The sequence below is a fragment of the Bacillus sp. LBA3-1-1.1 genome (assembly GCF_040676495.1).
Lineage (GTDB): Bacteria > Bacillota > Bacilli > Bacillales > Bacillaceae_G > Bacillus_A > Bacillus_A nitratireducens.
Genome location: NZ_JBEGIB010000024.1, coordinates 99507 through 123289 on the forward strand (window position 1 = coordinate 99507; position 23783 = coordinate 123289).

Below are 23783 nucleotides of genomic sequence, written 5' to 3' on the forward strand. Positions count from 1 at the left end.
TATAGCGCCTTCCTTCCATAATATAGTGTTCCCAAGACGTAAGACTTCTATATTATATGTGATGTGTATACAACATATGTTGTATACACCCTGTATATTTATCTCCCCCTCCCCCGCACGCTCAGGGCGAAAAAAAGACGAGAGGGGACTCCCCTCTCGTCTGTTGTCTTACTTCGTTCCGAATAAACGGTCACCAGCATCACCAAGACCTGGAACTACATAACCATGGTCATTTAGCTTCTCATCTAATGCTGCTACATAAATATCAACATCAGGATGCTCTTCTTGTACTACTTTTACTCCTTCTGGAGCAGCTACGATACACATTAATTTAATTTGCTTTGCACCGCGCTTTTTCAGAGAATTAATTGCTTCAGCTGCAGAACCACCTGTTGCTAGCATTGGATCTAGTACGATAAAGTCACGCTCTTCTACATCCGTTGGAAGTTTCACATAGTATTCTACCGGTTGCAATGTTTCAGGGTCACGGTATAAACCAACGTGTCCTACTTTTGCTGCTGGAATTAATTTCAGAATTCCATCAACCATTCCTAAACCTGCACGTAAAATCGGAATTAAACCAAGTTTTTTACCAGCGATCACTTTTGTTGTCGCTTTGCTTACAGGCGTTTCAATTTCAATGTCTTTAAGTGGAAGATCGCGAGTAATTTCGAAAGCCATTAAGCTTGCTACTTCGTCCACTAATTCACGAAAATCTTTCGTACCTGTATTCTTATCGCGAATATATGTAATCTTATGTTGAATTAACGGGTGATCAAATACATACAGTTTTCCCATGTGAATCTCTCCTTTAGATGATATTCATGCGTTTACACGCTTTTTTACACTATTTACGATTGTAAAGAAAACGCTACTAATATTCAAGGGCAAATTTGGAAAAATCATGATTTTGTGATGAATCTATCTAGTATCTTTACCAATTATGGGAGGTGTATCCTTCATTATATCGCCAAAATTTATTCATCATTTGTATACATACTTTAAAAACAATATATGTCCAAAAAAAAGACTACTAAAACAATTACGTTTTAGCAGTCTTTTTCAATCTATTATAGATTTGTATACATTGGGAATTTGCTCGTTAACGCTTCTACACGCTTACTTGCTTCTTCTAATGCAGATTCATTCTCATGATTTTTTAATGTATAAGCAATAAGTGATGCAATTTCATCCATTTCTTCTAAGCCGAAACCACGAGATGTTACAGCTGCCGTACCGATACGTACGCCGCTTGTTACAAATGGGCTTGCTGTTTCAAATGGAATTGTATTTTTGTTCACTGTAATACCAACTTCATCTAATACGTGCTCTGCTACTTTACCTGTAATTTCTAAGTTACGAACATCAATCAAGATTAAATGATTGTCTGTTCCGCCAGAAACAAGTGTAAGTCCTTCTTTTTGAAGACCTTCAGCTAAGCGGTTCGCATTATTAATGATATTTTGTGCATATGTTTTAAACTCATCTTGTAGTGTCTCACCAAATGCAACAGCTTTTGCAGCAATTACGTGCATAAGTGGACCACCTTGGATACCAGGGAAGATTGATTTATCAATTTGCTTTGCAAATTGCTCTTCACATAAAATCATACCGCCACGTGGACCACGTAATGTTTTATGTGTTGTCGTTGTAACGAAATGTGCATGTGGTACTGGGTTTGGATGTAAACCAGCAGCTACTAAACCAGCGATATGTGCCATATCAACCATAAAGTATGCACCCACTTCATCTGCAATCTCACGGAATCGTTTGAAATCGATAACACGAGGATATGCACTTGCACCTGCAACGATTAATTTTGGTTTATGTTCTTTCGCTTTTGCTAATACATCATCGTAATTAATACGGTGAGATTCAGCATCCACGCCATATTCTACGAAATTATATTGTACTCCACTGAAGTTAACAGGGCTTCCGTGTGTTAAGTGACCACCATGGGATAAATTCATACCAAGTACTGTATCGCCTTGCTCTAAAATTGTGAAGTATACTGCCATGTTCGCTTGTGCACCAGAATGTGGTTGAACATTTACATGCTCTGCACCAAAAATTTCTTTCGCGCGATCACGTGCGATATCTTCTACTACGTCTACGTGCTCACAACCACCATAGTAACGTTTTCCAGGATATCCTTCAGCATACTTATTCGTTAAAACAGAACCTTGCGCTTCCATTACCGCTTCACTTACGAAGTTTTCCGAAGCAATTAACTCAATCTTTGAACGCTGTCTTCCTAGTTCTGCCTCAATTGCAGCAAATACCTTTTCATCTTGACGTTTTAAATGATCCACCAAAATCCCCCTTTTCTGAACGAATTACATCGATTCCCAATAGTTTTTTCTCATTTATTCAGAAAAAACGAAAATTCAGGTTGTAATTCTTTCGAACCTTCATGTTTTCAACTACATTCTAACATGACTTTCTATATCATAAAAGAAAAAAAAAGACCGAAATCGGTCTTTTCTTTCTTCTATTATAAGGTCAGACTACATACCTTTTATCTTTCGATATAAAGCTATTATGCGACTTTATAATTTTTCACGTTTAACGGCAAGGAATAACTTCTTCATTTGCCGCATAAACAGCACGTGCTCCACCTATTAGTTTTCCACGTGTTTTCGCCATCGTTACATGCGCACTTCCTATTTCCTTCACACTTGTGCGAACCGGAACAGCTACATGTTTTAAATGCATACCGATAAATGTATCGCCGATATCCATTCCTGCATCTGCTTTAATAAACTCAATTACTACCGGATCTTTAAAATTGTGATACGCATACGTCGCTAATGCACCACCTGCTGATCTAACAGGCGTAACTGTTACAATTTCAAATTGATATTTCATCGCTACATCTCTCTCAACTACTAAAGCACGATTTAAATGCTCGCAACATTGAAACGCCAATTCAATACCTGTTCGCTCTTGAAATTGCTTTAATTCAGAAAAAATCGCCTCTGCCACTTCCATCGTTCCTGACGTTCCAATTCTTTCACCCAGCACTTCGCTCGTGCTACACCCCACTACAAAAATTTGACCACTTTGTAATGAAGCTTGTTCTTGGAAATCAGAAAGCGAAATTTGTAGCTGTTCTCTTACCTTTACGATTTCTGTCATTACGCCTCTTCCTTTCACAGGTTGGTTCACCAAATTATATTTCATACTACTTATAGTTAGAATCCATTACTTTGTTTCGTACGTTTTAATTTTCCCTACGCGGTTTTCGTGACGGCCACCTTCATAGTCAGTTGTTAACCAAATTTTTGCGATATCACGCGCTAGACCAGCCCCAATTACACGCTCGCCCATCGCTAGCATGTTAGTGTCATTATGCTCTCTCGTCGCTTTCGCACTGAAAGTATCATGAACTAACGCACAACGAATACCGTTTACTTTGTTTGCCGCGATTGACATACCAATGCCTGTCCCGCAAACTAAAATACCACGATCTACTTCCCCATTTGCGACCATTTCTGCTGCTGGAAACGCAAAATCAGGGTAATCAACAGAACCAGCTTCACATTCACAACCTAAATCAATATATTCAATATTTAATTCTTCTAATAAACTTACAAGTTCTTTACGGATATTCATACCGCCGTGATCAGATGCTATTACTACTTTCATTTTTACCCCTCCAAAGTTTCAATCAATTATCTTCATTTCACACTCGCTACCTCAATGGGACGAAGTGATCTCCAATATCGTATTATACACGAAACATCAACCCTCTGAATGTTTTTTCAGTAAAGTTTGTACAAGTTTTTCCATCTCATCTAACGTTTCTTTATAAAGAGAAAGCGATCCTCCAAAGGGATCTGAAATGTCTTTACCTATACCTTCAGTTAGTCCATATAATGTATTCAACTTCTTTTCAACACTCGGATAGTGACCAAGTACAATTTGCTTATGATTTTCTGTCATCGTTACGACAATATCAGCCCAATCAAGCAAAGCTTCGTTTACCTGCTGCGCGGCATGATCGATTGAAATTCCTTTTTCAGCTAAAGCTTCCTTCGCATATATCGATGCATCGCTTCCAGGATAGGCGAAAACACCAGCAGATTGCACTTCAAACTTATCTCCTCCATGATGACGAAGCAACGCCTCAGCCATCGGACTACGACATGTATTGCCAGTGCAAACAAATAACACTCGTTTCATCTAAACCCACCCCTTTTTTTCTGTTTCCTACCATTTATCCCCGATTGGTGAAGGCTAATAATCAGCTGGGATGAACAGCCCCCTCGACTGATTAAAGTTTCACTTTATCATAGCGTACATTAGAATAGAAAAAAAGAAATGTGAATATACGAAAGGCGCATTTCTCTTATATTTTTTCTAAGAAAAATGCGCCTTATCCACATATATGTGAAACCCTATTTCCAAGTGCCCAAAGTATTTTACCATACATGATGAACACACTACAAAACAAAATAAGGAATCCATTTCATACGAAACAGATTCCTTTCATACAATAATTATTTCATTGTAACTTTCATTACTTCTGTTGAACCTTTTGTAGCTGTTACACCTACAGTTGTCTTAATAGACTCAGCTGCATCTGTGTTTGTAATAACGATTGGAGTAATTGTGCTTTTTGCTTTTTCACGAATTAATTCTAAGTCGAATGAGATTAATTTATCTCCAGCTTTTACAGCTTGTCCTTCAGAAACGTGAGCTTCGAAACCTTCACCTTCCATTTTTACAGTTTCTAATCCGACGTGGATTAAAATTTCTGTACCGTTTTTCGCTTTAATTCCAATAGCATGTTTCGTGTGGAATAATTGTACGATTTCACCATCAACTGGAGATACAACTACACCTTCAGTAGGATCGATTGCAACACCGTCACCCATCATACGACCAGCGAATACTGGATCTGGTACTTCTTCAATATTTTTCACTGCTCCAGTTAATGGAGCTACGATTGTTTCTTCATTTGTTTTTGAACCAAAACCGAATAATTTTTTAAACATAGGATAGTCCTCCTTATAATTTACCTAAAAGTTTATAGGGCAATCTCTATTCAAGATCGAAATACACGTAAGACTTCATACTTCGAATGTTATACTGTAAAAACGCTTTCGAAATAAATTATGCCATTACTACTAGACTCTTATTGTAGCGCCTCACAAAATTCCAGTCAATTCTGATTGTCTGAATAACAATAAGAAGTTAACTTCTACTTATATTTTCTCCTTTTTTCACTTACTTGTCTAGAGGTCTTTACTACATTTTATTTTTTGTTGTTAATTTGTAAAATTTCTTTCAAATTTTTGTTGAAACCCACTTGACTAAAGTAAGTAACTATTTTATTATTACTTACATAAGATAAGTTAATAACTTTTAGGAGGTTTTTTTAATGATGGATATCGGTCTTCTTATTATTCGCCTTATTATAGGTATTACATTCATGGGTCATGGTGCTCAAAAATTATTCGGTTGGTTCGGCGGTTATGGCTTAAAAGGAACAGGTGGCTGGATGGAATCAATCGGGTTACGCCCTGGTGTATTCATGGCATTTATGGCTGGCGCAACTGAATTATTAGGTGGTTTCTTATTTGCATCAGGTATTTTCATTACAATTGGTTCATTATTTATCGTTGGAACAATGTTAATGGCAATCTTCACTGTTCACGGAAAAAATGGTTACTGGATCACACAAAACGGATTTGAGTACAATTTAATGTTAATCGCTGTTGCTGTTGGTGTAGCTTTAATTGGCCCTGGCGCTTACGTTTTACTTTAATCATTTATCTCGGATTTGAGATACCTATTCAAAAAAGGCTTACTTCAGTAAAATTTGAAGTAGGCCTTTTTTACGTAGCAATACAAAAAACGTCAAAAAAATATTTTTTCAGCAGGAGTTTCCCACTAGTATCTTGTAAACAAACAATAAGTCGTCATATTAAGAAAGGGGATTGCAATTATGTTATCAATTAATCCAAATGAACAGACAGAAAAAGAAAACTATAAATTATTAACAGGAAGTATTATTCCTCGTCCCGTCGCTTTTGTCACTTCTATAACGAAAGATGGCGTATTAAACGGCGCACCATATAGCTACTTCAATATCGTCGCAGCCAATCCACCACTTATCTCGGTTTCTGTACAACGAAAAGAAGGAAAACCAAAGGACACTTCCCGAAATGCAATTGAAAAGGGTGAATTTGTCGTACATATTTCTGACGAATCATATGTAGCAGCAATTAACGAAACGGCAGCTAACCTCCCGCCAAATGAGAGTGAAATTGAACTAGCAAAACTAACCCCAATCGCCAGTGATGCCATTTCAGTACCAGGGGTGAAAGAAGCAAATATTCGAATGGAATGTGTATTAGAACGTGCTATCCCGCTCGGCGGAACTGAAAACGCACCCGCTTGCGACCTACTAATAGGCCGCGTCGTTCGCTTCCACGTTGCAGAACACTTATACGAAAACGGCCGAATTCACGCAGAAGAACTAAAACCAGTAAGCCGTCTAGCAGGACACAACTACGCAAAACTAGGAGAACAATTTGAATTAGTAAGGCCACTTTAAAAGCGCAAGCGGCTCGCTCAGCTCCTGCACTCAAACATAAAATCCCCCGCTAAAAGCGGGGGATTTTTTCACTGTAATTCTTCCTTCTTCTCTTCTAATGCAGGTAATTTCTCTTTTTTAGATTTACTAAGCTTTATTACAAAGAAATATAAAGAAAGCAATGTAATAAGGAAAACAATTAAAAACGGGTACGGAGAATAAAAAGTACGCGCTGCCTCCGTTTTCCCCGCAACAAATTTCAATGACTCAATATCTAAAAACTCAGCAAACATTTGTACACCGAGCATACTAAACCAAAAAACAAAAAAACTAATAATAATACCAAAAACTTGCTTCAATCTCGTCATCCATCTCATCCTTTCTATATTTGTAATTTTTTAGCGCGATCAATATAGTACAAACAAAACTATGCACAGAAAGGAACGATCTCACCATTCACAAATTAACTTAATCCAACCTAACATCGAAATTTGCAAAATAATACCCCAGATTATTAGCCTTCTTAGCCATCTAGGAAGGAAGGTTAAAAACTTAACATACCATTCCAATAACTTGTTCATAATTCCCTCCTATATAAAATTATATAGGAAAAAGGAGATATAATCCAAATCCAACCAGAATGATACCACCTACTATTTCACCATATGTACCAAGCATATTTTTGGCATGCCTACCGAGCAATAAACCCATCCACGCCAGTAACATACTTATTAGTCCGAACAGTAATATCGTAATAATTGTCTCAGCTCCGTAAATCCCAAGACTAAGACCTACTGAAAAACTATCTATACTGACACCAAATGCAAATACAAATAAACTGATTCCAATTGGAGCAGTTCTAGTCTCTTCACCTTCTAAAATAGACGAATATACAATATAGAACCCTAATCCAATTAATAAAATAGCTCCCGCAAAATTCGCGACATCCCCATACCTCTCTGATAAAAAACGCCCTAGTACCATTCCGATAAACGGCATAATAATATGAAATATCCCTATCGTCATACCAATATAAAGGATTTGTCTTAACTTTAATGTTACCATCCCCATACCGAGGCTCACTGAAAATGCATCCATCCCTAGGGCGAATGCCATAATTATTAAAGGTATTAGCTGTTCAAGCGTCATTCATGTCCCCCCTCGGACGTGCTACTTCACAATATGCTTATCCGAGGAGAAATATTCTGTTTGCTAAAGGTACATTATCATTCAGTGATAATATGATGTCCCGCTGCTTTTGTTAAACGATTCATAATTGCATTCCCTATTCCTTCATTCGGGAATGATTCACTAAAGATAACATCTACTTCACTTGCATCAAACGTTCTAAGCACATCATATAATTTAGTCGCAACGCTAGCTAAATCATTTCGCATACCACAAGATAATACAACATCAGCACTATATACATGTTGATACTCTTCGGTCGTTAATACACCTACTTTAAATCCTTCTTTCTTTTTCTCATCCACAATACGCTGAATAAACTCACGGGATCCTTCAACAATACTAAGTGGTGCTTTCGGTGCATAATGTGTATATTTCATTCCAGGCGATTTCGGTTTTTCTTTCTCATCCTTTAAAGCTGGATCTAAAGAAACATTTCCTATTACTGCTTCCAATTGTTCCTTCGTAATCCCACCAGGACGTAAAATCGTCGGAACTTCGCTCGTACAATCAATTACAGTTGATTCAACACCTACTCCTGTCGCCCCGCCATCAACGATACCAGCAATTTTCCCGTTTAAATCTTCATACACATGCGAAGCTAATGTTGGACTTGGGCGTCCAGAACGATTCGCACTCGGTGCTGCAACAGGCACGTTTGCTTCTTCAATAAGAGCGAGCGCTACTGGATGATCTGGCATCCTTACTCCGACTGTATTAAGTCCCGCCGTAACCCTCTCTGAAATCCCTTCTTTCCTCGGTAAAATGATTGTTAATGGCCCTGGCCAAAAATGCTCCATTAACTTTTCTGCAACCGGTGGAATTTCTCTTACAATACCATCTAACTGAGATTTTGTTCCTATGTGGACAATCAGTGGATTATCACTCGGTCTCCCTTTCGCTGCAAAAATTTTCGCTATCGCTTCATCGTCCATTGCGTTTGCTCCTAACCCATATACCGTTTCTGTCGGGAAGGCCACCGCTTCATTTTCTCTTAATAATCTCGCTGCTTCTTTTAATTGTGGATAATATTTTTTCCTTTCCACAACATTATCCACAACCCACATATTTGTATGCATTTTTTTCCACGTCCTTTTCTACCATGAAATACTTGTCTATTTTTAGTTTACTATGAGATTTATCCAAAAGACAAACAAGGTTTATCCACAAAATGTGGATAAACCTTGTTAATCCGTGGATAACTTTGTGAATAGCTGACAATTTAGTATTATTGCATTTGGCTCTTTTATATTTTTACAAAAGTGTTCTAACTGTCGAATTCCCTCTGGAACTTTCTCTTTCTCTATAATGACAAAGTCAAAAAATTGAAAGATTGTCGCAGATTGTGGATGATTTGTGAGTAAGTACAATTGTCGAATATTTTTTTCTTTCATATACTGCAAAAACATTTCAAAAAAATATAAGAAAGTCTGCTTATCCACATTAGGTGTGAATAAACAAGAACGAATAAGTGCATCTTCTTCACTTTGTTCATATCCAATTACAGCTCGTATTTCTCCCGCCTCTTCCAAAACCATAAATTGTGCGTACAACTCATTTATTTTATCATCTTTTTTATTAGCTTGTCCGAAAAAAGAATGCAATCTTTCTACATCTGCTTTCGTAGCAAAATACACGTTCTTCATAGTAAATCCCTCCTCATTTTTATATATGAGGAGGGATTTACTAATAGTACTATTTAGAGAATAAAGATGTAAAAGCTTCGACGATAAATAATTTAACCTCTGGTTTTTCTTCTTCCTCTTCTACTTTTACATACTCATTTTGCTTTTCTTGTTTTTGCTCCACAGATTTCTCCACTTTTTCCACAGGTTTTGTTTCTACTTTTTTTACAGACTGTTCTTCTACTTGCGTTTCATTTTTCACTACTTTCTTTTCAGGTGCTGTTACTTTTTCAGCTTTTTCCGGCTTTACTACTTTCTTTTCTTCCACCTTATCCTCTTTCTTCTCCGGTACATCCATTACTTCCTCATCTGATTGTTTCACCTGCTCTTCTTCAGGAGATTCAGCTTTCACAACATGTTCTTCTTTCCTTACAGCTGTACCACTCGAAAAATCTAAGAAACACATCGGTGGAAATAGTACACACCACCAGTTTGCACCTTCACCTTTTCCAATTGTAATAAGTACCGCTTCATATTCTCCTGCTGGATAAATAAAATTCCCATATACCTTTGTAGGAAACTTCACATTTTTACCGAATTTCACTTGAAAAGTCTCTTTACTTCCTTCCCTTTTCAGCGTATTCGCCACTGTCTTTTCAATTTCAGGAATATGATTTTGAATTACTTTTCGAGCTTCTTCAAATGACGTTAAATCAGCTACCCATCCATCAATTTGCGCTTTTACTTCATCGCGTACTTTACGCTTTAACGCCTGATCTTTATCTGAATCACTATTTGCTAAAATTCGTAATCGAACGGCCTCTTTCGGAATAACAGAAGGCCCTTTCGCATCAGCTTTCATATATCCAAACTGCACAAGTAACTGTGCACCAATTAATAATAGAAGAAGATAAGCAATAACTTGTTTTTTCATTTCCTCCACCGTCCCCTCTAGAAACAGTGTGGACAGAGTTACTTCTTTCTAAACTATTAAATTCAAAATCTATATAAATTTTTTCAAAAAAAATAGAGTAAGGTTTTAACCTTACTCCATCTCTGCAAATACCATGCGATCTTTTCCATTAATATCAAAGACAACTTCAACGTGAGCGTGAGGGAAAGTTTGCTGTAATAATGCTTTTACATCTTCACCTTGCCCTACACCAATTTCAAACGCCACAATCGCCTTTTTCTTTAATACGTTCGGCAATTCCTCCATAAAACGACGATAGAAATCTAGTCCATCTTCACCGCCAACAAGCGCCCTTTTTGGCTCATGCTCTTTCACAACAGTAGAAAGACCACGCCAATCTTCCTCCGGTATATACGGAGGATTTGAAACAACAACATCTAACTTCTGGCCAGTTTCATAAAACGGCGACAGTAAATCACCGTGATAGAAAGTTACTTCCGCTCCTAAAGCCTTTGCATTTTCTTTTGCAACTTCAATCGACTCCTGTGCAATATCTACCGTATACACATGAAGATTTTTATTTTCTAAAGCGAGCGTAATAGAAATCGCTCCACTACCTGTGCCAATATCCGCTACATGAAGCTCCTCATTACCGAAATGGCGCTCAATTCTCTCTAGGACTCCAACTATAAGTTCCTCTGTTTCTGGCCTTGGTATTAATACTTCTTCATTCACAAAGAACGATCGTCCATAAAACATTTCATAACCCATCATATATTGAATAGGAATACCTTCTACATGCTTGTGGATAAACTCCGTAAAGCTTGTCTCTTGTTCCGCAGTTATTTCTTCACGCATATTCATGAGCATTCCTGTTCTGTTCGTCTTTAATACATGACAAAGGACAATTTCTCCCGCATTCTCATCTCGTCCATTTTCTTGTAAAAAAGAAGAAGCCCATTTCAGGGCTTCATAGACACGCATTACTCAGCTGCCTCCATCTTTTGCGCCTGATCTTCCATCACTAAGGCATTGATGAAATCATCTAACTTACCTTGTAGGATTTGATCTAGCTTTTGAATCGTTAAACCGATTCGATGGTCAGTAACACGGTTTTGCGGGAAGTTATACGTACGAATACGCTCTGAACGGTCTCCCGTACCAACAGCTTGTTTACGGTTTTGATCGTACTCAGCTTGTGCTTCTTGTCTGAATTTATCATAAACACGTGCACGTAATACTTTCATTGCTTTTTCTTTATTCTTAATCTGTGATTTCTCATCCTGACAAGATACAACTACACCAGTCGGTAAATGCGTTAAACGTACCGCTGACATCGTTGTATTAACGCTTTGTCCACCAGGACCACTAGAAGCGAACGTATCAACACGAACATCTTTTTCATGAATATTAATTTCTACTTCTTCCGCCTCTGGTAACACAGCTACCGTTGCTGTAGATGTATGAATACGTCCACCAGATTCCGTTTCAGGAACACGTTGTACACGGTGAGCACCATTCTCGAATTTCAGTTTCGCGAAAGCACCTTTACCGTTGATCATAAAGATAATCTCTTTATATCCACCTAATTCTGTATAGCTAGCTTCGATAATTTCAGTTTTCCAACCTTGCACCTCAGCATAACGGCTATACATACGATATAAATCACCAGCAAATAAAGCTGCCTCGTCACCACCAGCAGCACCACGAACCTCAACGATAACGTTTTTATCATCATTAGGGTCTTTTGGAACAAGTAAAATTTTCAGGCGTTCTGATAATGTTTTCTCTTGTCCTTCTAATTCAGAAACTTCTTCCTTAACCATTTCACGCATCTCAGCGTCTAACTTATCTTCTAACATTGCTTTTGCATCTCGTAATTGCTCACGAACATCTTTATACTCACGGTACACCTCTACCGTTTCCTGCATATCAGATTGTTCTTTTGAATACTCACGAAGCTTATTTGTATCGCTAATAACCTCTGGATCACTTAACAATTCATTTAACTTCTCATAACGATCTTCTACAGCTTGCAAACGATCTAACACACCATTCACCTCTACATCCTAGTATCTAATACAAATAGTATATGGTACTTAATCAAAAAAACGCAAATTATATTTAAAAGCGCAGGTGGCTTGTTCAGAATCGCAGGACATTGGAACTCTCGACCTTGAAGCGCTTTTTGCTTCGAGCGAGAGAGTGAAATGGCCGGAGATTCTAGCCGCTGGAGCTAGATAATATATTTAAAAGTGGAGGCGGCTCGTTCAGCTCTGACTGGCTAAGGTTCTTAGCTGTGCGAAGAGCTGGCCACCAATCTTCATCTATTTTTGAAAAAAACCCGCTCTACATAGCGAGTTTCATTTATCTTTGTTTTGTAGGTACTGCATGACAATGACGACAACGTGGTTCATACGATTCTGAAGCCCCAACTAAAATAATTGGATCATCAAATGCCGCTGGTTCTCCATCGATTAAACGTTGCGTACGACTTGCAGGAGACCCACATGCAGAACAAACTGCCTGCAATTTAGTTACATGTTCAGCAATCGCCATCAGCTGAGGAACTTGTCCAAATGGTAGACCTCGGAAATCTTGGTCTAATCCAGCTACAATGACACGATAGCCACGATTTGCCAATACTTGCACCACTTCCACAATGTCCCCATCAAAAAATTGTACCTCATCGATTGCAATAACATCCATTTCTTCTGTTACATGGTTAAATATATCTTTTGAAGCTGAAACAGGAACTGCTTTAACCTTTAATCCATTATGTGATACAACATCTTCTTCACTATAACGATTATCAATACATGGTTTAAATACAATCGCATTTTGTTTCGCAAATTGCGTACGGCGTATACGGCGGATGAGCTCTTCTGATTTTCCAGAAAACATACTCCCGCAAATCACTTCAATCCAACCATTTTGATTCATTAAGTACATTGAGCTCTCCTTTCATCTACTTTCCTAATCCAAAGTAGGGTAAAGGTTTAATATTTTTGCAAAAAAAACAGACAAGCGAATACATACACTTGCCTGTTTTATGTTCTTTATTACTTGATGCCGTATTTCTTATTGAAGCGGTCAACACGTCCGTCTGCAGTAGCAAACTTCTGACGTCCAGTGTAGAATGGGTGAGAATCAGAACTGATCTCAATTTTTAGTAATGGATAAGTGTTACCATCTTCCCACTCAACAGTTTCGCTAGAGCCTTTAGTAGACCCGCTTAAGAATTTGAAGCCTGTGTTCGTGTCCATAAATACAACTTTATTGTAATTTGGATGGATTCCTGCTTTCATTCTTTTCATCTCCTTCCGCCCTGAATCATTTTCGAAACAGAGTTTTTCATCTTCAGCTGCTTACACAACTATATTGATGAAACACATATGATGAAATTATAACAAGGCTAACTCCATTTTGCAACTACCTGTTTTTGTCTTTTTAAAAATTAAAAGTGCAAGCGGCTCGCTCAGAATCCAGGACACTTCCAGCTCTCGACCTTGAAGCGCTTTTTGCTTCGAGCGAGAGAGCGAAATGACCGGAGATTCTAGTCGCTGGAGCTGGATATTACCTTGAAAGTGGAGGTGACTCGCCCAGCTCTAACACAAAATATGATTTCCATCTCAAAAAACAAATTTTTCCATATATTACTCTCTCTAATATTCCCTTAAAAAACATAAAAAACTCGCTTACTACGAAATAAGCGAGTCCCAATCTTTTCCCTTTACTTAGTTGTTACATACCTTTTTGAGTCTGCAACAATGTTTTGTAAAAACTCTTCATTTGTCTTTGTTTGACGAAGTTTACGTAAGAAGCCTTCAACAAAGTCTGGCGTATCACGCATTGTTTTGCGAATACCCCACAGCTTGTCTAAATGTTCTTTCGGAATTAATAGGTCTTCTTTACGCGTACCAGAGCGACGAATATCAATCGCTGGGAAGATACGGCGTTCAGCTAATGAGCGATCTAAGTGAAGTTCCATGTTTCCAGTTCCTTTAAACTCCTCATAAATTACATCATCCATACGGGATCCTGTATCAACAAGTGCTGTTGCTAAAATCGTTAAGCTACCGCCCTCTTCGATATTACGCGCAGCCCCAAAGAAACGCTTCGGTCTATGAAAAGCAGCTGGATCAATACCACCTGATAGAGTTCTACCACTTGGCGGAATAACAAGGTTGTAAGCACGCGCTAAACGGGTAATACTATCCATTAAAATGACAACGTCTTTTTTATGCTCTACAAGACGCATTGCACGCTCTAATACAAGCTCAGCTACTTTAATATGATTTTCTGGTACTTCATCAAAAGTAGAACTTACAACATCACCTTTAACAGAACGTTCAATATCTGTTACTTCCTCTGGACGCTCATCAATTAAAAGTACAATTAATTCTGCTTCCGGATGATTTGTTGTGACACTATGCGCAATTTCTTTTAACAGACTTGTTTTACCAGCCTTTGGAGGCGCGACAATTAAACCACGTTGTCCAAATCCAACTGGTGCGATTAAATCCATGATGCGTGTCGGTAGCTTTTTCGTTTCCGTTTCCAATTTCATTTGGCGATCTGGGTATAACGGTGTTAATGCAGGGAAATGCACACGCTCTTTTGCTGAGTCTGGATCATCTCCGTTTACAGCTTCAACTTGTAATAATCCAAAATAGCGTTCATTTTCTTTCGGAGGTCGTACTTTACCAGAAACCTTATCTCCATTACGTAAATCGAAACGACGAATTTGCGAAGCCGAGATATAAATATCTTCTGAGCTTGGAGAGTAGTTGATAGGACGTAGGAATCCAAATCCTTCTGATTGAATAATTTCTAATACGCCTTCCATGAAAAAGAAACCTTCTTTTTCTGCTCGAGCTTTTAAGATGGCGAAAATCAGCTCTTTTTTCGTTAACTTGCTGTAATACGAAATCTTAAATTCTTTCGCAAGCTCGTATAACTCTTTTAATTTCATGTTTTCTAATGCTGCAATTGACAAATTCATTCAGACACCACACTTTAACTTTATTCTCTTTTCACATGGGTAAAGGGAAAAAATACGGAAGGCAAATAAATAATAATGAAAGGCAATAAGTTCAAGTAGGATAATATTCACTATTGTAACCCTTTTATCTAGTTTTAATCAATACGTTGAAACACAAATACAAGAAGCGAAGACAAGAAAATTTGTCTTCGCCTTTTATATTTCTTACTTTTTTCTATTCACCTGATTTTAAGGCAGAATAGATAAGGCATTTCTGCTTTTACTTAATCCAGTTCCAGCGGCTAGAATCTCCGGTCATTTCACTCTCTCACTCGAAGCAAAAAACGCTTCAAGGTCGAGAGCTGGAAGTGTCCTGCGATTCTGAACGAGCCGCTTGCACTTTTTATTTAATAACCAAATTCGGTTTTTTATTTAAGCTATGACGTCCGTCTACGAAGCGTACTGTACCTGACTTCGCACGCATAACAAGGGAGTGTGTTGTTCCTACGCTACCTTTAAATTGAACGCCGCGTAATAGTTCTCCGTCTGTTACACCTGTTGCAGCAAAGATTGCATCGTCACCTTTTACTAAGTCTTCCATACGAAGGATGCGATTTATATCTTCAATGCCCATTTTTTTACAACGTGCTAATTCAGCTTCGTCTTGTGGTAAGAGCTTTCCTTGAATTTCTCCACCTAAGCATTTTAGCGCAACCGCAGCTAGTACACCTTCAGGAGCCCCACCAGAACCGAATAAAATATCTACACCTGTACGGTCAAATGCTGTATTGATTGCTCCAGCTACATCTCCATCGTTAATTAACTTAATACGAGCACCGGCCTTACGAATTTCTTCGATAATCGCTTGATGACGTGGACGATTTAAAACTGTCGCTACAACATCTTCAATATCTTTATTCTTCGCTTTCGCAACGGCACGTAGGTTATCGATAATAGGTGCGTTAATATCAACTGCCCCAACTGCTTCTGGGCCAACCGCAATTTTATCCATGTACATGTCAGGAGCATGTAACAAATTACCATGATCTGCAATTGCAATAACAGCAAGTGCATTCCATCCGCCAGCTGCTACGATGTTCGTCCCCTCTAAAGGATCAACTGCAACGTCTACGCGTGGGCCATATCCTGTACCTAATTTCTCTCCGATATACAGCATTGGTGCTTCATCCATTTCACCTTCGCCAATTACAACTGTACCTTTCATCGGAACTGTATCAAATACATCACGCATAGCTGATGTTGCTGCACCGTCTGCCTCATCTTTTTTCCCGCGCCCCATCCAACGCGCTGATGATAATGCTGCAGCCTCTGTTACACGTACTAACTCCATAGATAAACTTCTTTCCACGATAATCCCTCTCCTTTAAGTCTTTATATTTCTGCCGTATTTTGTGAACCGTGTTTTTCCATAAAGTGTACTTCCGCAAGTGGTGATTCTTCGCTCCCCCACTTGCGGAAGTATCATCACTTTAAGCGTTCTTCATTTCTTCAATCTCTTGCTTTGTCATTTGTTCTCGCCAAATGTTTGCACCAAGCCCTCTAAGCTTGTCTACTATATTTTCATAGCCTCGATCAATATGCTCAAGTCCGGTTACTTCTGTAATTCCATCCGCCATTAACCCTGCAATAACAAGGGCAGCCCCAGCTCGTAAGTCACTCGCCTTCACTTTTGCACCTTGCAATAAAACAGGACCAGTTACAATTGCCGAACGACCTTCTACTTTAATTTGCGCATTCATACGACGCAATTCATCAATATGTTTGAAACGTGCGCCGTAAATTGTATCCGTGACAACTCCCGTCCCGTGCGCCTTTGTTAAAAGCGTCGTAAACGGCTGTTGTAAATCTGTTGGGAAACCCGGATATACAAGCGTTTTTATATCAACTACTTTTAACCTTCTATTACCGTTCACTGTAATTTGGTCATCGTTCGTTTCAACTTGGACACCAGCTTCTCTTAGCTTCGCAGTTACTGACTCTAAATGCTGAGGAATAACATTATCAACTGTTACTTCTCCTCCTGATGCAGCTCCTAAAATCATATACGTACCAGCTTCAATACGATCTGGAATGATAGTATGGTGACAACCATGCAGGGAGTCCACACCATCAATTCGGATTACATCTGTACCAGCACCTTTAATGCGCGCTCCCATACTTGTTAATAATGTGGCTACATCAATAATCTCTGGTTCTTTCGCTGCATTTTCAATAACAGTTCTACCTTTCGCTCGTACAGCCGCTAGCATAATATTGATTGTAGCTCCTACACTAACAACATCTAAATAAATACGTGCTCCACGTAGCTCATCTGCTCTTAAATAAATGGCACCTTGTTCATTTGTAACATGTGCACCTAGTGCTTCAAACCCTTTAATATGCTGATCAATCGGTCGTGGCCCTAAATGACATCCACCTGGAAGCCCAATAACAGCTTTTTTAAAACGGCCAAGCATTGCACCCATTAAATAATAAGAGGCGCGCAATTTTTTCACTTTTCCATTTGGTAAAGGCATCGCAACCATGTTAGAAGGATCGACTACCATCTCTTCTTCCTGCCCATAAGTTACTTTTCCTCCAATTTCCTCTAGTAAGTCTCCTAACATTTTCACGTCCGAAATATTAGGAACGCCACCGATAGTTACTGGAGTATCTGCTAAAATTGTCGCTGGAATTAATGCAACAGCACTATTCTTTGCACCACTCACACGAATTGTTCCATTTAAAGCTCTTCCGCCTTCAATTAGCAACTTTTCCATATTGAGCTCCCTTCTCGTGAATGTATTTATCTTCTACTGCTTTATAAAAAGAAGTAGAAGGTTCCCCTTAAGAATCTCAATCACTCTTTCCACCCTAAAACTCAATAAGTGGAAAACCATCACCTGTAGCTCCCCCGCTATACAAATAGATGAAGATTAACTATTCATCGAATCAAATTTCTCAATTCAGATACTTATCACATTTATTAATAGGACTATGCACATTATTTTCTATATTAGCAAACTAAAAATTCACTTTATAAAATCTTTAGACTTGTTCACGCTTTCATTATACAACGAAAGGAAACCGTCTAAAAGACTAGACGGTTTCCAAAACGGAATTTTATTCTTACGCTTTACCGTTAGAACCGAACTCACGCATTTTACCAGCAACAGTTGCTTTGATAGCGTCGCGGCCAGGTCCAATATATTTACGAGGATCGTAAACTTCTTGGTCTTTGCTTAATGCTTCACGAACAGCTTTTGTAAACTCAATTTGGTTCTCAGTGTTTACGTTAATTTTTGAAGTACCTAAAGAAATAGCTTTTACGATATCAGCAGTTGGGATACCAGTACCACCGTGTAATACTAAAGGTACGCCAGTGAAGTCACGAACTTGTTCCATCTCAGCGAATCCTAAGTTAGGCTCACCTTTGTAAGGACCGTGTACAGAACCTAAAGCTGGAGCTAGGCAATCGATACCTGTTGCTTCAACAAGGTGCTTACACTCTGCTGGATCAGCGTAAATTACGCCTTCAGCGATGATATCGTCTTCTTGTCCGCCAACTGTTCCAAGCTCAGCCTCAACAGATACGTTACGAGCGTGTGCGTATTCTACCACTTTTTTAGTAGTTTCAACGTTTTCTTCGAATGGGTGGTGAGAAGCGTCGATCATTACAGATGTGAAACCTGCATCGATTGCTTCTTTACATTTTTCGAAGCTTGAACCATGGTCAAGGTGAATCGCTACAGGAACAGTGATGTTCATTTCTTCGATTAAAGCTTTAACCATAGCTACAACTGTTTTGAAACCAGTCATATGACGAGCTGCACCCTCAGATACACCTAGGATTACAGGAGATTTTTCTTCTTCCGCAGCAGCTAAGATAGCTTGAGTCCACTCTAAGTTGTTCATGTTGAATTGACCAACTGCGTATTTTCCTTCTAGTGCTGTGTTTAGCATTTCTTTCATAGAAACTAAAGGCATGGTGAATCCTCCTAAAAAACGTTTTTTGTATCCGATAAATTCTTATCGCTGGTAGTATGACCAGGATAAGGTAAATTATGTATATTTACATACCGGACTTTTTTCTACACTCAATAGGATAACAACTTGTACTCAAAAACTCAACTGTATTCACCTGCTCAATAGTCCATGTAAACGCTTTTTTCCATATTTTTTATAAAAAATTCATTTTTTACGCCTCTACAGCAAGCTGATCTCTCACTGCTTGACGAATCTCATCAATATCAAACGGTTTAGCAAAGTGCATTAAAGCTCCTAAATCTTTCGCTTCTTGAATCATATCCAATTCTCCATAAGCAGTCATTAAAATCACTTTAATACTCTCATCAATTTCTTTTACATGTTTTAAAATCTCTATACCATCCATACCTGGGATTTTCATATCTAACACTACTAAATCTGGATTATCTTTTTTCACGATATCTAAAGCTTGAAATCCATTCGCTGCTTGGAACGTCTGATAACCTTCTTTTTGGAACACTTCATGTAATAACACACGAATGCCATATTGATCATCAACGATTAAAATTTTCCCTTCCATAACTCCCAACCTTTCTGTGTAAATACAAGATTTACAGCTTCTTATATCTTATCGATTTATTTTCGCTATTCTTTGGCAAATTCCTTCCTATTCTTTCTTATTTTACCGTTTCCTATTTTGTTATGCTACCTACGATTTCACCTTTCTAAAAAAATAAATTATAATGAAAGCCGGTAAACATGTACGAAGGGAGTAACATTATGTTAAAAATTTTTTCAACTCAATTAAGTGGTTATTTCTCCAGAGTTTCTCAAAAAGAGGAAATGAATATAGAAGATAGCGCTCGTCTACTTGCTCAAGCACTAGTTGGCGATGGTTTCATTTATTTACATGGTACAAATGAAATGGAGGGCGTTGTTGCTGAAGCATTGTTTGGTGCTGAACCAATGAAGCAAGCAAAACGTTTACTAGAAAACAGTGAACTGGCAGCAGTGACTTCTGCGGACCGCGTACTTCTTATTAGTCGTTTTTCGACAGATGAAGAAATTATAAAAACCGCGAAAAAACTTCATGAAGAAGGCCAATCCATTGTTGGAATTTCCGCTATTCAAGAAGGTCCTGAATCACTTGAGCAATATACAGATGTACATATTGATACAAAGCTGTTAAAAGGTCTTATTCCAGATGATGAAGGTAATCGCTACGGTTTCCCAAGTTTAATTGTAGCTTTATTTGCTTATCACGGAATTAAATTTACAATTGATGAAATGTTAAACGAATATTAAAAAAAGCGCCCTATTTCAGGCGCTTTTTTTTATTACTTGCTCTCTTTATTCGTAATAGAAGCACTTACGAAGTCATGGAACAATGGTTGTGGACGGTTTGGACGAGATACAAGTTCTGGATGGAACTGTGCTGCCACGAACCAAGGGTGGTCTTTTAATTCAATGATTTCAACTAGACGACCGTCTGGGCTTGTACCAGAGAATACAAATCCTGCTTTTTCCATATCCGGACGGAATTGATTGTTGAACTCATAACGATGACGATGACGCTCATATACAACCGGCTCGTTGTAAGCATTGTAAGCATTTGTTTCTTCAGCAAGCTTACATGGGTATAGACCAAGACGAAGTGTACCACCTAAGTCTTCTACATCTTTTTGTTCTGGTAATAAGTCGATGATTGCATAAGGTGTGTCAGGATTAATTTCAGAAGAGTTAGCTCCTTCTAATCCTAATACGTTACGTGCGAATTCGATTGATGCAAGTTGCATACCTAGGCAAATTCCTAAGAATGGAACTTTGTTTTCACGAGCATATTGAATTGCAACGATTTTACCTTCTACACCACGATCGCCAAAGCCACCTGGTACAAGGATACCATCTGTGTCGCCAACTAATTCTTTCACGTTCTCTGCTGTTACGTGCTCAGCATTTACCCATTTTACTTCTACATCTGTGTCGAATGAATAACCTGCATGACGAAGTGCTTCTACAACAGAAATGTATGCATCTTGAAGTTCTACGTATTTACCAACAAGAGCGATTTTTGTTTTCTTAGAAAGGTTACGTACTTTATTAACTAGCGCAGTCCACTCTGTCATATCTGCAGCTGGATTGTCTAATTTCAAGTGATCGCAAACGATTTGATCCATGTTTTGCTCTTGAAGAGATAATGGAACCGCATATAAAGTATCTGCATCGCGTGCTTCGATAACTGCTTTTGTATCGATGTCACAGAATAATGCAAGCTTATCTTTCATGTCCTGAGAAACAGGTAGTTCTGTACGAACAACGATAATATTTGGTTGAATACCTAAGCTACGAAGCTCTTTAACGCTATGTTGCGTTGGTTTTGTTTTCATTTCACCCGCAGCTTTTAAGTACGGGATTAACGTACAGTGAATGTACATTACATTGTCACGACCGATGTCGCTCTTAATTTGACGAATTGCTTCTAAGAATGGTAGAGACTCGATATCACCAACAGTTCCACCAATTTCTGTAATAACAACGTCCGCGTTTGTTTCGCGACCAGAACGGTATACACGCTCTTTAATTTCGTTAGTAATGTGAGGAATAACTTGAACTGTTCCTCCTAGGTATTCACCACGACGCTCTTTTTGAAGAACTGAAGAGTAAATTTTACCTGTTGTTACGTTGCTGTATTTGTTTAAGTTGATGTCGATGAAACGCTCATAGTGACCAAGGTCTAAGTCAGTTTCTGCACCATCATCTGTTACGAATACCTCACCGTGTTGGTATGGGCTCATAGTCCCTGGGTCTACGTTAATGTATGGATCAAACTTTTGAATAGTTACGTTTAAACCACGATTTTTTAAAAGTCTTCCAAGAGATGCTGCTGTAATACCTTTACCTAAAGACGATACTACACCGCCTGTTACAAAAATATACTTAGTCATGAAAATACTCCCTTCTACCTTGTTGTTATATAATCACCGTTGCAAAGCGCAACGTATGTAGATAACACTGTACCTATCTTATTGTTAGACTCTTTTTATTTTCTAAACAAAAAACAAAAAAGAAAATTGCTCCCCTCATCACATAAAGTAATAAGTAGGGAGCAATTTTCTTTTATATTTACACTTTAAAAGTATTATCGTCCTTTTTTAAAGAGCCCAAAAATGATTCTACATGGACGATAATGAAAAGTCAAGAACTACCGCTCTTCCTCTTCTTCTTCTTCAGTTTCATCGTACTCAAGTTCTTCTTCTGCGAATTCTTCATCATCTTCTTCTAAATCATCAAGATCATCATCTTCATCATCTGCGTCTTCGTCTTCAAGAACCTTGTCCAAATCTTCTACATCTTCTTCTTCGTCTGCATTTCCTTCTGCATCGCCGAATTCGTCTTCATCTTCTTCGATGTAGTCGTCAAAACCGTCCTCTTCAACTTTACGTTTCTTCTTCGGTTTTGGCTGAGGTAAGATTTCTTCATCAATTTGCTCATATGGGTACCAGCTGCGTAGCCCCCAACGATTTTCTCCTAAATTAATGAAACGTCCATCGATGTTTAAGTCTGTATAAAATTGTGCGAGTTTCGCATTAACTTGCTCTTGAGATAGTCCCAGCACTTGAGCGATTTCTCGAACCAACTCGTTGAATGTCGTTGCTTGTCTTTTATCCCCTAAAACGCTATGTACAACTTCAATCATTGAACATTCTTTTAGCTCTTCTGGTGAATATTGCTTAAAATTCACTTATGCGGCACTTCCTTTCTTCAAATATAACCTTATATATAACGGTCTGCTTAAAAAAATCCATACTATTCATTATAAACAAAAGTCGCACAAATATGCTACAAAAAAAACGGGAAACTTTAATATGGTAATAAAATTATAATTTGTCCATTCCTTATTTCGGAAGCATATGCGCCCCTTGCAATACATACCTAATTTGCATTTCTGTATATTCTTCAAGCGTATACAGTTTTTGCAGGGCCCAACGTCTAAATCCCCACATTTGTCCTTGTATGAAAATATTATGTGCAAGAAGCTGTATTTCTTTTTTATTTAATGTAAATGTTCCATTTTCCGTACACTGCTCTAAAATATTCTCAAACATCCCGACCATTTGAAACTCTTTTTCTAATACATATGGGAGTGATTCTTTCGGTAAAAAACGTACCTCTTGATACATAATTAATACTTCTTCTTGCAATTCATCCATCACTTTAAAATAATTCATTATTGCTATCTTTAAGCTTTCTATACTTCCCTTTTCTGTACACACTACTTCCTCTAACCGCTCTTTTACATGTTCATATATACTATCACAAACTAAATATAAAACATCATCTTTTGTACGAATGTACTCATAAAGTGTTCCAATACTAAACCCAGCCGCCTTCGCAATTTCTCTCGTTGTTGTACGTGGGAACCCTTTTTGCTTAAACAGTTGCACCGCACCTTTAATCATTTGTTCACGCCTTAACGCAACTAATTTTTCATCTTTCACTGATGCATGTACATTATGTTTAACCATCCCCTTCACCTCTCTC

Annotated in this window: 27 protein-coding genes; 3 read left to right on the forward strand and 24 right to left on the reverse strand. The window is 38.2% G+C overall.

All coding sequences use genetic code 11. The features are described 5' to 3' along the window. Positions 1 to 168 precede the first annotated feature (168 nt). From upp to MRBLBA3_RS19255, 6 genes are all read right to left on the reverse strand, one after another. Positions 169 to 798: a uracil phosphoribosyltransferase gene (gene upp / locus MRBLBA3_RS19230; RefSeq protein ID WP_000517536.1), complete on the reverse strand. Its 630-nt coding sequence runs from the start codon at positions 796 to 798 to the stop codon at positions 169 to 171. Positions 799 to 1070: 272 nt separating this feature from the next. Beyond that, positions 1071 to 2312, reverse strand: coding sequence for a serine hydroxymethyltransferase (glyA, locus tag MRBLBA3_RS19235; RefSeq protein ID WP_000349797.1), 1242 nt, complete (start codon positions 2310 to 2312; stop codon positions 1071 to 1073). Positions 2313 to 2565: 253 nt separating this feature from the next. Then, complete coding sequence (locus tag MRBLBA3_RS19240; protein ID WP_000136369.1) at positions 2566 to 3138, reverse strand: TIGR01440 family protein; 573 nt, start codon at positions 3136 to 3138, stop codon at positions 2566 to 2568. 66 nt (positions 3139 to 3204) lie between these two features. Beyond that, entirely contained in the window at positions 3205 to 3648 is a 444-nt protein-coding gene (rpiB, locus tag MRBLBA3_RS19245; RefSeq protein ID WP_000869542.1) for a ribose 5-phosphate isomerase B, read from the reverse strand. Positions 3649 to 3744: 96 nt separating this feature from the next. Next, positions 3745 to 4185: a low molecular weight protein arginine phosphatase gene (locus tag MRBLBA3_RS19250; RefSeq protein ID WP_328024110.1), complete on the reverse strand. Its 441-nt coding sequence runs from the start codon at positions 4183 to 4185 to the stop codon at positions 3745 to 3747. A 317-nt stretch (positions 4186 to 4502) separates the two neighbouring features. Further along, on the reverse strand, positions 4503 to 5000 hold the full coding sequence (locus MRBLBA3_RS19255; RefSeq protein WP_002016294.1) for a PTS sugar transporter subunit IIA: 498 nt from the start codon (positions 4998 to 5000) through the stop codon (positions 4503 to 4505). Between the two features lie 386 nt (positions 5001 to 5386). Between MRBLBA3_RS19255 and MRBLBA3_RS19260 the strand changes: the two genes are divergently transcribed. Continuing rightward, positions 5387 to 5773: a DoxX family protein gene (locus MRBLBA3_RS19260; RefSeq protein ID WP_044738154.1), complete on the forward strand. Its 387-nt coding sequence runs from the start codon at positions 5387 to 5389 to the stop codon at positions 5771 to 5773. A gap of 180 nt (positions 5774 to 5953) precedes the next feature. Continuing rightward, positions 5954 to 6565: a flavin reductase family protein gene (locus MRBLBA3_RS19265; RefSeq protein WP_363383009.1), complete on the forward strand. Its 612-nt coding sequence runs from the start codon at positions 5954 to 5956 to the stop codon at positions 6563 to 6565. Positions 6566 to 6633: 68 nt separating this feature from the next. On the opposite strand, the gene MRBLBA3_RS19270 is transcribed toward MRBLBA3_RS19265, so the two are convergent. The 15 genes from MRBLBA3_RS19270 to spo0F form a co-directional block, all read right to left on the reverse strand. Further along, positions 6634 to 6912: a DUF3935 domain-containing protein gene (locus MRBLBA3_RS19270; RefSeq protein ID WP_000197480.1), complete on the reverse strand. Its 279-nt coding sequence runs from the start codon at positions 6910 to 6912 to the stop codon at positions 6634 to 6636. 81 nt (positions 6913 to 6993) lie between these two features. Then, positions 6994 to 7125 carry a hypothetical protein gene (locus MRBLBA3_RS19275; protein WP_276519114.1) on the reverse strand — a complete coding sequence of 44 codons (132 nt, stop codon included), beginning with the start codon at positions 7123 to 7125 and terminating at the stop codon, positions 6994 to 6996. 19 nt (positions 7126 to 7144) lie between these two features. Then, on the reverse strand, positions 7145 to 7693 hold the full coding sequence (locus MRBLBA3_RS19280) for a manganese efflux pump MntP family protein (protein WP_000171553.1): 549 nt from the start codon (positions 7691 to 7693) through the stop codon (positions 7145 to 7147). A 77-nt stretch (positions 7694 to 7770) separates the two neighbouring features. Then, positions 7771 to 8811 carry an L-threonylcarbamoyladenylate synthase gene (locus MRBLBA3_RS19285; RefSeq protein WP_000557332.1) on the reverse strand — a complete coding sequence of 347 codons (1041 nt, stop codon included), beginning with the start codon at positions 8809 to 8811 and terminating at the stop codon, positions 7771 to 7773. A 108-nt stretch (positions 8812 to 8919) separates the two neighbouring features. Beyond that, a complete protein-coding gene (locus MRBLBA3_RS19290; protein WP_000800343.1) occupies positions 8920 to 9378 on the reverse strand; it encodes a hypothetical protein in 459 nt (152 codons plus the stop codon). A gap of 49 nt (positions 9379 to 9427) precedes the next feature. Further along, positions 9428 to 10291: a stage II sporulation protein R gene (gene spoIIR, locus MRBLBA3_RS19295; protein ID WP_212088661.1), complete on the reverse strand. Its 864-nt coding sequence runs from the start codon at positions 10289 to 10291 to the stop codon at positions 9428 to 9430. A 111-nt stretch (positions 10292 to 10402) separates the two neighbouring features. Then, the gene (gene prmC / locus MRBLBA3_RS19300) at positions 10403 to 11254 is read right to left on the reverse strand and encodes a peptide chain release factor N(5)-glutamine methyltransferase (RefSeq protein WP_001267049.1); all 852 of its coding nucleotides are present in this window, start codon (positions 11252 to 11254) and stop codon (positions 10403 to 10405) included. Then, positions 11254 to 12321, reverse strand: a complete 1068-nt coding sequence (gene prfA, locus MRBLBA3_RS19305; RefSeq protein ID WP_002094338.1) for a peptide chain release factor 1 — start codon at positions 12319 to 12321, stop codon at positions 11254 to 11256. The genes prmC and prfA overlap by 1 nt, the downstream gene beginning before the upstream one ends. 316 nt (positions 12322 to 12637) lie before the next feature. After that, entirely contained in the window at positions 12638 to 13222 is a 585-nt protein-coding gene (locus tag MRBLBA3_RS19310; RefSeq protein ID WP_000281088.1) for a thymidine kinase, read from the reverse strand. Positions 13223 to 13332: 110 nt separating this feature from the next. Beyond that, on the reverse strand, positions 13333 to 13578 hold the full coding sequence (locus MRBLBA3_RS19315; protein ID WP_000643447.1) for a type B 50S ribosomal protein L31: 246 nt from the start codon (positions 13576 to 13578) through the stop codon (positions 13333 to 13335). A gap of 425 nt (positions 13579 to 14003) precedes the next feature. Continuing rightward, the gene (rho, locus tag MRBLBA3_RS19320) at positions 14004 to 15275 is read right to left on the reverse strand and encodes a transcription termination factor Rho (RefSeq protein ID WP_002123767.1); all 1272 of its coding nucleotides are present in this window, start codon (positions 15273 to 15275) and stop codon (positions 14004 to 14006) included. A gap of 382 nt (positions 15276 to 15657) precedes the next feature. Further along, entirely contained in the window at positions 15658 to 16623 is a 966-nt protein-coding gene (gene glpX / locus MRBLBA3_RS19325; RefSeq protein WP_000442343.1) for a class II fructose-bisphosphatase, read from the reverse strand. A gap of 121 nt (positions 16624 to 16744) precedes the next feature. Next, the gene (gene murA / locus MRBLBA3_RS19330) at positions 16745 to 18034 is read right to left on the reverse strand and encodes a UDP-N-acetylglucosamine 1-carboxyvinyltransferase (protein WP_363383018.1); all 1290 of its coding nucleotides are present in this window, start codon (positions 18032 to 18034) and stop codon (positions 16745 to 16747) included. A 349-nt stretch (positions 18035 to 18383) separates the two neighbouring features. Beyond that, entirely contained in the window at positions 18384 to 19241 is an 858-nt protein-coding gene (locus MRBLBA3_RS19335; RefSeq protein WP_001131858.1) for a class II fructose-bisphosphate aldolase, read from the reverse strand. A 211-nt stretch (positions 19242 to 19452) separates the two neighbouring features. Continuing rightward, positions 19453 to 19821 carry a sporulation initiation phosphotransferase Spo0F gene (gene spo0F / locus MRBLBA3_RS19340; RefSeq protein ID WP_000398592.1) on the reverse strand — a complete coding sequence of 123 codons (369 nt, stop codon included), beginning with the start codon at positions 19819 to 19821 and terminating at the stop codon, positions 19453 to 19455. 200 nt (positions 19822 to 20021) lie between these two features. Here spo0F and MRBLBA3_RS19345 point away from each other — a divergent pair, with 200 nt between their 5' ends. Next, positions 20022 to 20546 (forward strand): DUF2529 domain-containing protein, encoded by a 525-nt coding sequence (locus MRBLBA3_RS19345; protein WP_212088665.1) that lies wholly within the window; start codon positions 20022 to 20024, stop codon positions 20544 to 20546. Positions 20547 to 20578: 32 nt separating this feature from the next. Here MRBLBA3_RS19345 and pyrG read toward each other — a convergent pair whose 3' ends face one another. From pyrG to MRBLBA3_RS19360, 3 genes are all read right to left on the reverse strand, one after another. Further along, positions 20579 to 22186, reverse strand: coding sequence for a CTP synthase (pyrG, locus tag MRBLBA3_RS19350; protein ID WP_000170445.1), 1608 nt, complete (start codon positions 22184 to 22186; stop codon positions 20579 to 20581). A 257-nt stretch (positions 22187 to 22443) separates the two neighbouring features. Continuing rightward, positions 22444 to 22983, reverse strand: coding sequence for a DNA-directed RNA polymerase subunit delta (gene rpoE / locus MRBLBA3_RS19355; protein ID WP_363383023.1), 540 nt, complete (start codon positions 22981 to 22983; stop codon positions 22444 to 22446). Between the two features lie 154 nt (positions 22984 to 23137). Then, positions 23138 to 23767: a TetR/AcrR family transcriptional regulator gene (locus MRBLBA3_RS19360; protein WP_090813706.1), complete on the reverse strand. Its 630-nt coding sequence runs from the start codon at positions 23765 to 23767 to the stop codon at positions 23138 to 23140. Positions 23768 to 23783: the final 16 nt, after the last annotated feature.